Below are 12,424 nucleotides of genomic sequence, written 5' to 3'. Positions count from 1 at the left end.
CCACGCACGCCTGCCGCGTCCGGTCGTTGCGGGTGGAACGGGTTGCCGCCGCAGCGCAGGAGGCGATGCGGCGGCGGCGTCAGCGTCGTTCGCGGCGGGCGCCCTGCGCCAGCAGGTAATCGCGCACGGCCGCGTTGCCAGCCTGGTTCAGCGGTGTCCGCCAGCGCCCCAGCCAGCCGTCGGCTTCCACGCCCAGGTTGATGTCGGCGCCGTGCGCGAGCAGGTACTGCACGGTGACCAGATGCCCTTCGCGCGAGGCATTGATCAGCGGCGTCTCGTCATAGGTCACGACCCGGTTGACGTCTGCACCGGCCTGCACCAGCTGCTCGACGATGGGTTGCAGGCCCAGCGCGGAGGCGACGATCAATGGATTGCCTTCGCCCAGCGCGGCACGATCGGGGTCGGCGCCCAGCTGCAGCAGGGCGTCGACCATCGCCGGATCGCGTGCGCGGATGGCCTGGATCAGCGCCGTGCCGTCGCCGAGCACGCGCGCATCGAGATCGACGCCGGCCGCCGCCAACGCGTGGACCTGCGCGACGTCATGCGTGCTGGCGGCCTGGAGCAGCGTGTTGACGCGCGTATCGGAGGAGCTGGCAACCGGTGGTGAGGCGAGTCGTGGTGAGACAGCCACCGCGGTGCCGGTGCAGGCCAGCAGAAGCAGCAGGCCCAGCATCAACAGGCTGCGGCGCCGGGGGGACTGCGACGCGGCGTCCAGCAGCTGATCGATGCGCTGCGCCAGCTGGCTGCGTGCACTGAACATGCCCAGTGCAAGTGTCGGTGCCTCTTCGCGCAGAGCCTGCAGCTGTTCGATGCTGGCCAGCAGCGAACCTGCATAGTCCAGCGGTTCGCGTGCCTGCATCGCAGCGCGTGCATCACAGGCCATTTCGCGCAGTACCGCCAGGCGTGCCTGGGCAAGGTGCAGGAGTGGATTCCACCAGAACAGTGCTGTTCCCGCCCGCAGCAGCGTGCTTGTCCACAGGTCGCGTCGATCCAGGTGTGCAACCTCGTGGCGGACGATGTCGCGCAGCACGTTGTTGTCCAGCCGTGCCAGCAAGGGGCGGGGCAGGAGGATCTGCGGGCGCCACAGGCCGACGACCATCGGCCCGTCGACGGCGCAGGTGGCGATCGTCACGTGGGCGGGCACGATGTCGGCCAGGACCGCGCGCAATCCGGCGGACGCCGGTTGCGCCAGCTGCCGCAGCCGGCGCGCGTGCAGCATCGCGTCCAGCAGGCGCATGCCCAGCCACAGGGTGCCCAGCAGCCAAAGCAGTGCAAGCACCGTCGGCAGGGTCTTCGGTAGTTCAACGTAGTAGATGTCGGGCTGCCGTCCGGCTTCGAAGATGGCCTCTTCCGTCGTTGCCCCTTCGCCGGGCATGGGGTGGAACGCGGCCGCGGGCGGTGCCGGTGCGGGCAGGGTGGTCGACCAGCCCGGGAGGAAGGCGCTGAGCGGCAACAGCAGTGCCACTGCCATCGCTGCTGTCAGCAGCCAGGAGCGTTGTTCGGCACTGAGGGCCCGCCGCCGTGCCAGCCACAGCGCTGGCAGCAGCACAACTGCGGACAACAGCAACTGCCGAAGGCCCAGTGCCATCGCCATGTCGATGAGGTTCATTCCTTCCTCCCGGCCCTGGCATCGCTGATGCGCTGCTGCAGTGCCTGCAGTTCGTTGCGGTCGATTTCGCGTTCGTCCACCAGGTGCTGTGCCAACACGTTCGGTGAGCCGTCGAAGAACTGATGCAGCAGATGGTCGAGCGCCTGCCGGCGGGCCTGCTCGCGGCTGAGCGTGGCGTGGTAGATGTAGGCGCGACCTTCCTGGCGATGACTGACGAAGCCTTTCTTCGCCAGCACGTTGAACATGGTCAGCACCGTGGTGTACGCGACCGGCTTGTGTTCGCCGAGCACATCCGCCACTTCGCGCACGGACGCTTCGCCCTTGTCCCAGAGGATGTCCAGGATGGCCTGCTCGGCGGGGGTGGGAGTCTGCGAGACAGGACGGGCCATGTGCTTCTACGTATGAATTAGTTGATGCATCGGAGCATGTCGCCGGATGGCTGTCAACGGGTTTCTTAGTAGTAAAGGGGGCGACCCTCAGCCTTCGGGCCTGAACACCCGGCAACGTCTCCAGGCCTGAATGGACCTCCAGGCTGGCCCGTTCAGCTCCGCTTGACCGGAAATCGCCGGTTTCCGGCAGTTAATTGATTGAATTCCAAGGGATTGTGAATCCCGAAAAGCGTGCTCGCCACTGTCATCAAATCGCGCTACGGTAGGGCTCTGTTTGGGACCAGTGTTGCATCAATAGGATGCCGGAACTTTTTCCTCCTTTAGCAGTCCAAATCCCGGACTGCTAAGATGGGTGCCTATGAGCCAGAACACCTCTACTGCCCTTGTGGCAAACAATCTCCCGATTCCCAGTGCGCTCGGTTCGCTGGACGCCTACATCGGTGCCGTGCACCAGATCCCGGTGCTGTCGGTCGATGACGAACAGGACCTGGCCCGTCGCTTCCGCGACGGCAACGATCTGGACGCTGCCCGCGAGCTGGTGCATTCGCACCTGCGCTTCGTGGTGCATGTGGCCCGCGGCTACAACGGCTACGGCCTTGCCCTGGGCGACCTGATCCAGGAAGGCAACATCGGCCTGATGAAGGCGGTCAAGCGCTTCGACCCGGACATGGGCGTGCGCCTGGTCTCCTTTGCCGTGCACTGGATCCGTGCCGAGATGCACGAGTTCATCCTGAAGAACTGGCGCATCGTGAAGGTCGCCACCACCAAGGCGCAGCGCAAGCTGTTCTTCAACCTGCGCAAGTCGAAGACGCGCCTGGGCTGGATGAACGCGGCTGAGGTCAGCGCGGTGGCGAAGGACCTGAACGTGTCCGAGCGCGAGGTCATGGAAATGGAGTCGCGCCTGTCCGGTCGCGATATCGGTTTCGATGCGCCGGCCGACGAGGACAACGAACACGCGCCGCCGTCGCCGGCTGCGTTCCTGGTCGCCAACGACGAAGACCCGTCGATGGCCTACGAACGTGCCGACAGTGAAGACAACCAGATGCAGCTGCTGCGCGAAGGCCTGGCCGAGCTGGATGCGCGTTCGCGCGACATCATCCGCCGCCGCTGGCTGGATGCCGACAGCAAGGTGACGCTGCAGGAGCTGGCCGACGAGTACGGCGTGTCGGCCGAGCGCATCCGCCAGGTCGAGGCGAACGCGCTGAAGAAAATGAAGGCGCTGTTCACCGCGTAAGGCGGGACGGCGTTGAAGCAATGAAAAGGCCCGGCACTGCCGGGCCTTTCTTTTCGGGTGTTCAATCCACGCATGGCGTGCATCTCCCCCTGCTGCAGAACCAGTAGATCCACGCGATGCGTGGATGTCCTGACGCCGCGCCTGCCTCACCCCTCGCGTGCGATCGCGCGCCAGCCGATGTCGTTGCGGTGGAATTCGTTGGCCCAGCTGACCTTGGCCACGCCGGCATAGGCGTTGGCCTGCGCGTCGCGCACGCTGTCGCCCAGCGCAGCCACGCACAGCACGCGGCCGCCGGCGCTCAGCACCTGGCCCTGCGCATCCAATGCCGTACCGGCATGGAACACCTTGGCACTGGCAGGCACCTCGTCCAGGCCGGAAATCACGTCACCGGTGATCGGCGATTCCGGGTACGGCCTGGCGGCCATCACCACGCCCAGCGACGGGCGCGCATCCCAGTGTGCTTCCACCTGGTCCAGGCGGCCATCGATGGCCGCTTCCACCAGCTCCACCAGATCCGACTGCAGGCGCAGCATCACCGGCTGGGTTTCCGGGTCGCCGAAGCGCACGTTGAATTCGATCACCTTCGGCGCGCCACTGGCGTCGATCATCAGGCCGGCGTAGAGGAAGCCGGTGAACGGGATACCGTCGGCAATCATGCCCTGCACGGTCGGGTTCACCACTTCGCGCATCACCCGCGCGTGCACCTCCGGCGTGACCACCGGGGCCGGCGAGTACGCACCCATGCCGCCGGTGTTGGGGCCGGTGTCGCCGTCGCCGACGCGCTTGTGGTCCTGCGAGGTGGCCATCGGCAGCGCATGCACGCCGTCCACCATCGAAATGAAGCTGGCTTCCTCGCCGTCGAGGAACTCTTCGATCACCACGCGGGCGCCGGCATCGCCGAACGCGTTGCCGGAGAGCATGTCACGCACCGCGTCTTCGGCCTCGGTCAAGCTCATCGCGACGATCACGCCCTTGCCGGCGGCGAGGCCATCGGCCTTGACCACGATCGGTGCGCCCTTCTCGCGCACGTACGCCAACGCAGCGTCCACGTCGCTGTGCACGGCGTAGAACGCGGTGGGGATGTTGTGGCGGGCCAGGAAATCCTTGGCGTAAGCCTTGCTGCCTTCCAGCTGCGCGGCAGCGGCGGTCGGCCCGAAGATGCGCAGGCCAGCGGCGCGGAAGCGGTCGACCACGCCGGCCACCAGCGGTACTTCCGGGCCGACCACGGTCAGCGCTACGCCCTCGGCCTGGGCCAGCGCCAGCAGGCCGTCGATGTCAGTGACTTTCACCGCCACGTTGCGGCACTTGCCTTCACTGGCGGTGCCGGCGTTGCCGGGCGCCACGATCACTTCAGTGACACGGGAGGACTGGGCCAGCTTCCATGCCAGGGCGTGTTCGCGGCCGCCGGAGCCGATGACGAGGATCTTCATGGGACAGGGTTCTCGGGTGCGGAAAAGAAAAGCCGGGCAGGGCCCGGCTTCGTAATGCGGATCAATGGCGGAAGTGGCGCACGCCGGTGAACACCATGGCCAGGCCATGTTCGTCGGCAGCGGCGATCACTTCGGCATCGCGCATCGAACCGCCCGGCTGGATGACCGCCTTGATGCCGGCGGCAGCGGCGGCGTCGATGCCGTCGCGGAATGGGAAGAATGCATCGGAGGCCATTACCGAACCCTCGACCACCAGGTTCGCGTCGGCGGCCTTGATGCCGGCGATGCGGGCCGAGTACACGCGGCTCATCTGGCCGGCGCCCACGCCAATCGTGCGGTTGTCCTTGGCGTAGACGATCGCGTTGGACTTCACGAACTTGGCGACCTTCCAGGCGAACAGCAGGTCGGTGAACTGCTTGTCGGTCGGCGCCAGCTTGCTCACCACCTTCAGTTCATCGCGGGTCATGCCGCGGTTGTCCGAGGACTGCAGCAGCAGGCCAGAGCCGACGCGCTTGCTGTCGAAGTTGTTCAGGCCGTCGCCGTGCGGGATGCGCAGCACGCGCACGTTGGCCTTCTTCTGCGCGTATTCCAGCGCGGCCGGCTCGTAGTCCGGGGCAATCAGGACTTCGACGAACTGGCGGTCCAGGATCACCTTGGCGGTGGCCGCGTCCAGCGGTTTGTTGAAAGCGATGATGCCGCCGAAGGCGCTGGTCGGGTCGGTGGCGTAGGCCAGCTCGTAGGCATCGCCGTTGCCGGCACCGACAGCCACGCCGCACGGGTTGGCGTGCTTGACGATGACGCAGGCCGGCGCGTCGAACTGGCGCACGCATTCCCACGCTGCATCGGCATCGGCCAGGTTGTTGTAGCTCAGTTCCTTGCCCTGCAGCTGCTGGAAGGTGGCCAGCGTGCCCGGCACCGGGTAGAGATCGCGGTAGAACGCGCCGCTCTGGTGCGGGTTCTCGCCGTAGCGCAGGTCCATCACCTTCACGAAGGTGGCGTTCATCTGTGCCGGGTACTCGGCACGCGCCGGTACCGCGGCGTCGGTGGCGGTGACGGCCGACAGGTAGTTGCTGATCGCCGCATCGTACTGGGCGACGCGGTTGAACGCGGCCACCGAGAACGCGAAGCGGGTGGTGGCCGACAGCTGGCCGTCGTTGGCGTCCAGCGAAGCCAGCAGTTCGGCGTACTGCGACGGATCGGTCGCCACCGCCACGCGGGCGAAGTTCTTGGCCGCCGAGCGCAGCATGGCCGGGCCGCCGATGTCGATGTTTTCGACCGCGTCGGCCAGGGTGCAATCGGCCTTGGCGGTGACCGATTCGAACGGATACAGGTTCAGCACCAGCAGGTCGATGGCGCCGATGCCGTGCTCGGCCATCACTGCGTCATCCAGGCCGGAGCGGCCCAGCAGGCCGCCGTGCACCATCGGGTGGAGGGTCTTGACCCGGCCGTCCATCATTTCCGGGAAGCCGGTGACGTCGGCCACGTCCTTCACGGCCAGGCCCGCATCGCGGATCGCCTTGGCGGTGCCGCCGGTGGACAGCAGCTCCACGCCGCGTGCCGCCAGCGCAGTGGCCAGCTCGACCAGGCCGGTCTTGTCGGAAACGGAGAGGAGGGCCCGGCGGACGGGCAACAGATCAGCAGTCATGGGACAGAATCGGCAGCGGAGCGGGGCCGATATTGTAGGCGGTGGGGGCCGGTGGCGGGCGCCGGTGGGGAAAATCGGCCCGCGCCGGTGGCCCTGCGGCCGCCTTCAGCACAGCCGGGCCGGAGTGGCCCGCAGGCAACAGGATGGGGCCGGCTGCCCCAATCGGGTAGGCTGTGCCCGCACTGCCAAGGATCAGCGGGTACGGATCATGTCGATCTATGCATTGAAAGGACGTTTCCAGGACCTGTTGCGTCCGGCCGTACGCGGCCTGTACCGCATGGGGATCACCGCCAATACGGTGACCGTGGCCGCTGCCGGGGTCTCGCTGCTGGTGGCCGCCGCCGTGTGGTGCTGCGCGCCGGCCCAGCCGCTGCTGTACCTGCTGTTGCCGCTGTGGATGCTGCTGCGCATGGCGCTCAACGCCGTGGACGGCATGCTGGCCCGCGAGTTCGGCCAGCAGTCGCGGCTGGGCGCCTATCTGAACGAGCTGTGCGATGTGATCGCCGACGCCGCGCTGTACCTGAGCCTGCTCAGCGTGCCGGGCGTGCGCCCGGAGGCGCTGTGGCTGCTGGCCTGGACCGCGGCGCTGAGCGAGTACGCCGGGGTGCTGGGGCTGATGGTCGGCGCCAGCCGCCGCTATGACGGCCCGATGGGCAAGAGCGATCGCGCCTTCGTGATCGGTGCGCTGGGCCTGCTGTTGGCGTTTGAGTGGGGTGGCGCGATGACGGTCACTGGCGTGGCCGCGGCCATGGCGGTGCTGTGCGTGCTGACGATGATCAACCGCGTCCGTCGTGGACTGCGGGAAGCGGCGGTTTCGCCGAATTAATCAAGATACAAAAAGACAATCAGGAGATTGCATGCGCCAGGCGCAGGAACGGGAATTCCACAGCTTCGACCAGGTACCGCTGTTCTACCGGTACTGGGCGGGCACCACCGCCACCCCGGCCACCAAGGCCATCGTGCTGTTGCATCGTGGCCACGAGCACTCCGGGCGTGTCACCCACCTGGTCGATGAGCTGGACCTGCCCGACACCGCCTTCTTCGCCTGGGACGCGCGTGGCAATGGCCGTTCGCCGGGCGCACGTGGCGATGCACAGGGCTTCCCGGCGCTGGTGCGCGATCTGGACAGCTTCATTGCCCATATCGGCGCCGAGCATGGCATCGCGGTGCAGGACATCGTGGTGATCGCGCAAAGCGTGGGAGCGGTGGTTGCCGCGACCTGGGTGCACGATTACGCACCGCGCCTGCGCGCGCTGGTGATGGCTTCGCCGGCGTTCAAGGTGAAGCTGTACGTGCCGTTCGCACGCCCGGGCCTGGCCTTGATGCAGAAGCTGCGTGGCAACTTCTTCGTCAACAGCTACGTCAAGCCGCAGTGGCTGACCCATGACCCGGCGCGGGTGGAAAGCTACCGCACCGATCCGCTGATCACCCGGCCGATCTCGGTGCGCGTACTGCTGGGCCTGTACGAGGCCGCCGACCGCATCGTCGCCGATGCGCAGGCGATCAGTGTGCCGGTGCAGCTGCTGGTGTCCGGCTCGGACTTCGTCGTGCATCGTGGCCCGCAGGACCGCTTCTACGAGCGCCTGTCCAGCCCGGTCAAGGAGCGCGTGCACCTGCCGGGCTTCTTCCACGACACGCTGGGCGAACGTGATCGGGCGCCGGCACTGGCGCGCATCCGCAGCTTCATCCAGGCGCGTTTCGCCGAACCGCTGCGTGAGCTGTCACGGCGCGATGCGCACCGCCATGGGCCGACCTTCGAGGAATCGGAGATCCTGGCCTGGCCACCGGAGCGCAACAGCCTGGCCGACCTGCGCTGGCGCGTGGTACGTGGCGGCCTGCGCTTCGGCGGCACGCTCTCTGAAGGCATCGCGCTGGGACTGCAGACCGGTTTCGATTCGGGCAGCACGCTCGACTACATCTACCGCGATGAAGCGCGCGGCAAGGGCCCATTGGGTCGCATGGTCGACCGCAATTATCTGGACGCGATCGGCTGGCGCGGCATCCGCGTGCGTGGCCAGCACCTGCAGGAACTGCTGCGCGATGCTGCCCAGCGCCTGCGCGGGCAGGGCACGCCGGTGCGCGTGCTGGACGTGGCCGCTGGCCATGGCCGCTATGTGCTGGAAGCACTGGGCCAGGGCGAACAGCGCGCCGAGCGCATCGTGCTGCGTGACTTCAGCGATCTGAACGTCACCCAGGGCCAGGCCTTGATCGAGCGCTTGGGGGCGGCCGACATCGCCCGCTTCGAACAGGGCGATGCGTTCGACCCGGTGCAGCTGGCGAAGGTCGACCCGGCACCGACGCTGGCGGTGGTATCGGGCCTGTACGAGCTGTTCCCCGACAACGATGCGGTGCTGCGCTCGCTGCAGGGCATTGCCGCGACGGTGCCGGCGGGCGGCTACCTGGCCTATACCGGCCAGCCCTGGCACCCGCAGCTGGAGTTCATCGCCCGCGCGCTTACCAGCCATCGGGGTGGCGCCGCGTGGGTGATGCGCCGTCGTACCCAGCAGGAAATGGATGAGCTGGTGCGCCTGGCCGGGTTCGAGAAGGTGGCGCAGCGTATCGACGACTTCGGCATCTTCACCGTGTCGCTGGCGCGCCGGACCGCGTGATGGCGACGCTCGCCGCATCCCCGCTGGCCGCAGAGGGGCGCCCCTGGCGGCGCGCCCTGTTGTGGCTGGCCCTGCTGGGCCCGTTCTTCTTCGCCAGCTATGGCTTCGCCAACTGGATGGCCGGCCGCCACGCTACGCTGCCGGTGATGGCGTTCGCGTGGGAGGCGCATATCCCGTTCGTGCCGTGGACGATCGTGCCGTACTGGTCGATCGACCTGTTCTACGCGGTCTCGTTCTTCCTGTGCCGGCAGCGCCTCGAACTGGACCGGCACGCGCTGCGGCTGTTCAGTGCACAGCTGATCGCCGTGAGTTGCTTCCTGCTGTGGCCGCTGCGCTTCAGCTTCCAGCGGCCGGAGATTGGCGGTGTGTTTGGCTGGCTGTTCGACGTGCTGCTGGGTTTCGACAAGCCGTTCAACCAGGCGCCGTCGCTGCACATTGTGCTGCTGATCGTGCTGTGGGTGAAGTTCGCGCAATACCTGCACGGTGCGTGGCGCTGGGTGCTGCATGGGTGGGCGCTGCTGATCGGCGTTTCGGTACTGACCACGTTCCAGCATCACTTCATCGATATCCCGACCGGCCTGCTGGCCGGCTGGCTGTGCGTCTGGCTGTGGCCGGAGCAGGGCACGCCACCGCTGCGTGCATGGCGCACGGCACGTGATGCCGGGCGCTGGCGCCTGGCGGGGTTGTACCTGCTGGGGGCCGCTGTGCTGATGGTGCCGGTGATCCTGCTGCGGAGTGTGGCGTTGTGGCTGCTGTGGCCGGTGGTGTCGCTGCTGCTGGTGGCGCTGGCCTATGCCGGGCTGGGCACGGCGGTGTTCCAGAAGCGCGCCGATGGGCGGCTGACCATGGCGGCGCGCTGGTTGCTGGCGCCGTACCTGGGCGCGGCTTGGATCAATTCGCGGCTGTGGACGCGACGTGCGCCGCAGCCGGTGCCGGTGATGGATGGCGTGTGGCTGGGGCGCATTCCCTGTGCTGCGTTGCCAACACCCTTGGTCGGCGTGGTCGATACCTGTGCTGAACTGTCCTGTCGTGCATCGGGCGCGGCGTATGCCAGCGTGCCGATGCTGGACCTGGTGGTGCCCACGCCGGAACAGCTGCGCGCGGCGGCCGAGGCCATCGAGCGCCTGCGCATGCAGGGGCCACTGTTGGTCTGTTGCGCGCTGGGCTATTCGCGCAGCGCCGCCAGTGTGGCGACCTGGCTGCTGCGCAGTGGTCGTGTGGCCGACGCGGACGCGGCGGTGGCGATCGTGCGTGGTGCACGCCCCGGCATCGTGTTGGGCGCAGCGCACCTGAAGGCCATCACTGCTGCAGGAGCGCGCGCATGAGCAGGGCCCCCGATCTGGCGACCATGCAGTTGCTGTTGCGGCAGGGGCGTTGGCCGGCGCTGCTGTCGCTGGGCCTGTTGCTGGTGGCGTTGCTGCTGCTCGGCATCGAGCCGGGGCTGGCGATGATCGCTGCCGGCCTGTTGCTGATCAGTGTTGCCGTGGGTATCGCACAGGCCTGCCAGGCGTGGAGGGTCGGGCTGGATGCCAGCCTGCTGCAGCTGCTGCGCGATGAGGGCCTGGACGGCGAAGCCGCTGCGCGCCGCACCGATCAGCTGCTGCACGACAGTGGCCTGCGTCGCGCGGCGCCCGATGCGCCGCTGCGCGGCTGGGACGCGCGCTGGGCCGGCATGCGCCGCCTGCTGCTGCGCCAATACCTGCTGACCACAGTGCAGTTCGCACTGCTGGTGCTGGCCGTGTTGTGGCCGCAGACGTGAACGGGAGGGACCAATGTTCGCCGAGCTGATTGCCCGCGCCTGCAGTGGCGCGATCCATGTGGTGACCGGCGCCCGCGCGCTGTGGATCGGCTGCGCGCCGTCCAGCGAACGACGCGTGTATTACGGCAACCATGCCAGCCATGGTGACTTCGTGCTGATCTGGTCGTCGATGCCACCAGCACTGCGGCGCCAGGTGCGCCCGGTGGCTGCGGCCGAATACTGGCAGCGCGATGGCCTGCGCCGCTACCTGATCGACGCGGTGTTCAACGGCGTGCTGGTTGAACGCGAGGCCGGCCAGCGCCGGCAGGACCCGCTGCAGGTGCTGCGTGACGCGGTGGACGAAGACTGCTCGCTGATCCTGTTTCCGGAAGGTACCCGCAATGTGGGCGATGAGCCGCTGTTGCCGTTCAAGAGCGGCATCTACCATCTGGCGCGGCAACGGCCGGAGCTGGAGTTCGTGCCGGTGTGGATCGACAACCTGAAGCGGGTGATGCCCAAGGGGCGGTTCCTGCCGCTGCCGCTGCTGTGCACGGCCACCTTTGGCACGCCGCTGCGGCTGCAGGCCGACGAGGACAAGGCGGCCTTCCTGGCCCGCAGCCGGCAGGCGCTGCTGGACCTGGCGCCGAACGGGGGGCGTGCATGAGTTTCGTGTTGGATGTATCTGGCGATCTGGCAACGCAGAGCGTAGGCCAGCAGACCGGCCTGCTGTTTGCCGGTGTCGGTGCGGTGCTGGTGCTGGCCACGCTGGTGGCCGAGACCCTGCGCTGGCGCCAGCGCGGTCGGCCCAGTGCGGTGATCGCCAACCTGGTTTCACGCATCCGTGCCTGGTGGGTGATGGCGATCGTGGTCGGGCTGGCGCTGTTCTTCGGCCGTGCCGGCGTGATCGTGCTGTTCGCGATCATCTCGCTGTTCGCGCTGCGCGAGTTCATCACCCTGGCACCGACACGCTCAGGGGACTACTACGCGTTGCTGGCCGCGTTCTACATCGTGCTGCCCTGGCAGTACTACCTGGTGTGGATCGACTGGTACGGCATGTACACGCTTCTGATCCCGGTGTACGCGTTCCTGTTCCTGCCGATCCTGTCGACCATCGGTGGCGACACCACGCACTACCTGGAGCGCACGGCGAAGGTGCAGTGGGGGCTGATGATCTGCGTGTTCTGCATCTCGCACGTGCCGCTGCTGCTGAACCTGCACGTGCCCGGCCATGACCCGTCGCGCAACGTGCTGCTGTTCGCCTTCCTGGTGATCGTGGTGCAGTCCTCGGACGTGCTGCAGTACATCTGGGGCAAGTTGCTGGGCAGGCACCTGATTGCGCCGAAGCTGTCGCCGTCGAAGACCGTGGAGGGCTTCGTGGGCGGCGTGCTGAGTGCCAGTGCGCTGGGCGCGGCGCTGTGGTGGATCACCCCGTTCACGCCGCTGCAGGCGTTCGGCCTGTCGCTGCTGATCAACCTGATGGGATTCTGGGGCGGCCTGGTGATGTCGGCGATCAAGCGCGACCGCGGCATCAAGGACTGGGGCCACATGATCGAGGGCCATGGTGGCATGCTCGACCGGCTCGATTCGGTGTGCTTCGCCGCCCCGGTGTTCTTCCACGTGGTGCGGTATTACTGGAAGGCAGGCGGAGGCGGCTGATTCTGCCGGGGCGGCATCCACGCATGGCGTGGATCTACGGGTAGTGCCGGCCGCTGGCCGGCAGACGCCAGACTCGTAAAGGTAGATGGGGTTGACGGCCCCCGCCCGCCCCAA

11 protein-coding genes are annotated in these 12,424 nt (G+C 67.5%); 7 read left to right on the top strand and 4 right to left on the bottom strand.

Going from position 1 to position 12,424, the window contains the following annotated elements:
- Positions 1-79 precede the first annotated feature (79 nt).
- Positions 80-1,609, bottom strand: coding sequence for a M56 family metallopeptidase (locus V3B30_RS13110; protein ID WP_262083574.1), 1,530 nt, complete (start codon positions 1,607-1,609; stop codon positions 80-82).
- A complete protein-coding gene (locus tag V3B30_RS13105; RefSeq protein ID WP_100474111.1) occupies positions 1,606-1,998 on the bottom strand; it encodes a BlaI/MecI/CopY family transcriptional regulator in 393 nt (130 codons plus the stop codon). Before V3B30_RS13105 ends, V3B30_RS13110 begins: the two co-directional genes overlap by 4 nt.
- Positions 1,999-2,356: 358 nt before the next feature.
- On the opposite strand from V3B30_RS13105, the gene rpoH reads away from it, so the two are divergent.
- Positions 2,357-3,232, top strand: a complete 876-nt coding sequence (rpoH, locus tag V3B30_RS13100; protein WP_049424102.1) for an RNA polymerase sigma factor RpoH — start codon at positions 2,357-2,359, stop codon at positions 3,230-3,232.
- A gap of 146 nt (positions 3,233-3,378) precedes the next feature.
- On the opposite strand, the gene purD is transcribed toward rpoH, so the two are convergent.
- Positions 3,379-4,662 (bottom strand): phosphoribosylamine--glycine ligase, encoded by a 1,284-nt coding sequence (gene purD / locus V3B30_RS13095; RefSeq protein WP_100474110.1) that lies wholly within the window; start codon positions 4,660-4,662, stop codon positions 3,379-3,381.
- A gap of 61 nt (positions 4,663-4,723) precedes the next feature.
- Positions 4,724-6,307, bottom strand: a complete 1,584-nt coding sequence (purH, locus tag V3B30_RS13090) for a bifunctional phosphoribosylaminoimidazolecarboxamide formyltransferase/IMP cyclohydrolase (protein WP_262083573.1) — start codon at positions 6,305-6,307, stop codon at positions 4,724-4,726.
- Positions 6,308-6,515: 208 nt separating this feature from the next.
- Here purH and V3B30_RS13085 point away from each other — a divergent pair, with 208 nt between their 5' ends.
- The 6 genes from V3B30_RS13085 to V3B30_RS13060 are packed head-to-tail and all read left to right on the top strand — an operon-like array spanning position 6,516 to position 12,310.
- On the top strand, positions 6,516-7,133 hold the full coding sequence (locus tag V3B30_RS13085) for a CDP-alcohol phosphatidyltransferase family protein (RefSeq protein WP_100474108.1): 618 nt from the start codon (positions 6,516-6,518) through the stop codon (positions 7,131-7,133).
- 31 nt (positions 7,134-7,164) lie between these two features.
- On the top strand, positions 7,165-8,916 hold the full coding sequence (locus V3B30_RS13080; protein ID WP_262083572.1) for a bifunctional alpha/beta hydrolase/class I SAM-dependent methyltransferase: 1,752 nt from the start codon (positions 7,165-7,167) through the stop codon (positions 8,914-8,916).
- A gap of 23 nt (positions 8,917-8,939) precedes the next feature.
- A complete protein-coding gene (locus V3B30_RS13075) occupies positions 8,940-10,241 on the top strand; it encodes a phosphatase PAP2/dual specificity phosphatase family protein (RefSeq protein WP_262083626.1) in 1,302 nt (433 codons plus the stop codon).
- Positions 10,238-10,675 carry a hypothetical protein gene (locus V3B30_RS13070; RefSeq protein WP_262083571.1) on the top strand — a complete coding sequence of 146 codons (438 nt, stop codon included), beginning with the start codon at positions 10,238-10,240 and terminating at the stop codon, positions 10,673-10,675. Before V3B30_RS13075 ends, V3B30_RS13070 begins: the two co-directional genes overlap by 4 nt.
- A 13-nt stretch (positions 10,676-10,688) precedes the next feature.
- Positions 10,689-11,318 carry a lysophospholipid acyltransferase family protein gene (locus V3B30_RS13065; RefSeq protein WP_087923790.1) on the top strand — a complete coding sequence of 210 codons (630 nt, stop codon included), beginning with the start codon at positions 10,689-10,691 and terminating at the stop codon, positions 11,316-11,318.
- A complete protein-coding gene (locus tag V3B30_RS13060; protein WP_087923789.1) occupies positions 11,315-12,310 on the top strand; it encodes a phosphatidate cytidylyltransferase in 996 nt (331 codons plus the stop codon). The genes V3B30_RS13065 and V3B30_RS13060 overlap by 4 nt, the downstream gene beginning before the upstream one ends.
- The last annotated feature ends 114 nt before the right edge of the window (positions 12,311-12,424 follow it).

The organism is Stenotrophomonas sp. SMYL41 (genome assembly GCF_036319965.1).
GTDB lineage: Bacteria > Pseudomonadota > Gammaproteobacteria > Xanthomonadales > Xanthomonadaceae > Stenotrophomonas > Stenotrophomonas maltophilia_R.
This window is presented reverse-complemented; position numbering and strand designations above follow the sequence as displayed.

Excerpts from the sequence above, each read along its gene's own strand:
- V3B30_RS13110 (WP_262083574.1), bottom strand. The coding sequence starts at position 1,609 with ATGAACCTCATCGACATGGCGATGGCACTGGGCCTTCGGCAGTTGCTG.
- V3B30_RS13105 (WP_100474111.1), bottom strand. The coding sequence starts at position 1,998 with ATGGCCCGTCCTGTCTCGCAGACTCCCACCCCCGCCGAGCAGGCCATC.
- rpoH (WP_049424102.1), top strand. The coding sequence starts at position 2,357 with ATGAGCCAGAACACCTCTACTGCCCTTGTGGCAAACAATCTCCCGATT.
- purD (WP_100474110.1), bottom strand. The coding sequence starts at position 4,662 with ATGAAGATCCTCGTCATCGGCTCCGGCGGCCGCGAACACGCCCTGGCA.
- purH (WP_262083573.1), bottom strand. The coding sequence starts at position 6,307 with ATGACTGCTGATCTGTTGCCCGTCCGCCGGGCCCTCCTCTCCGTTTCC.
- V3B30_RS13085 (WP_100474108.1), top strand. The coding sequence starts at position 6,516 with ATGTCGATCTATGCATTGAAAGGACGTTTCCAGGACCTGTTGCGTCCG.
- V3B30_RS13080 (WP_262083572.1), top strand. The coding sequence starts at position 7,165 with ATGCGCCAGGCGCAGGAACGGGAATTCCACAGCTTCGACCAGGTACCG.
- V3B30_RS13070 (WP_262083571.1), top strand. The coding sequence starts at position 10,238 with ATGAGCAGGGCCCCCGATCTGGCGACCATGCAGTTGCTGTTGCGGCAG.
- V3B30_RS13065 (WP_087923790.1), top strand. The coding sequence starts at position 10,689 with ATGTTCGCCGAGCTGATTGCCCGCGCCTGCAGTGGCGCGATCCATGTG.
- V3B30_RS13060 (WP_087923789.1), top strand. The coding sequence starts at position 11,315 with ATGAGTTTCGTGTTGGATGTATCTGGCGATCTGGCAACGCAGAGCGTA.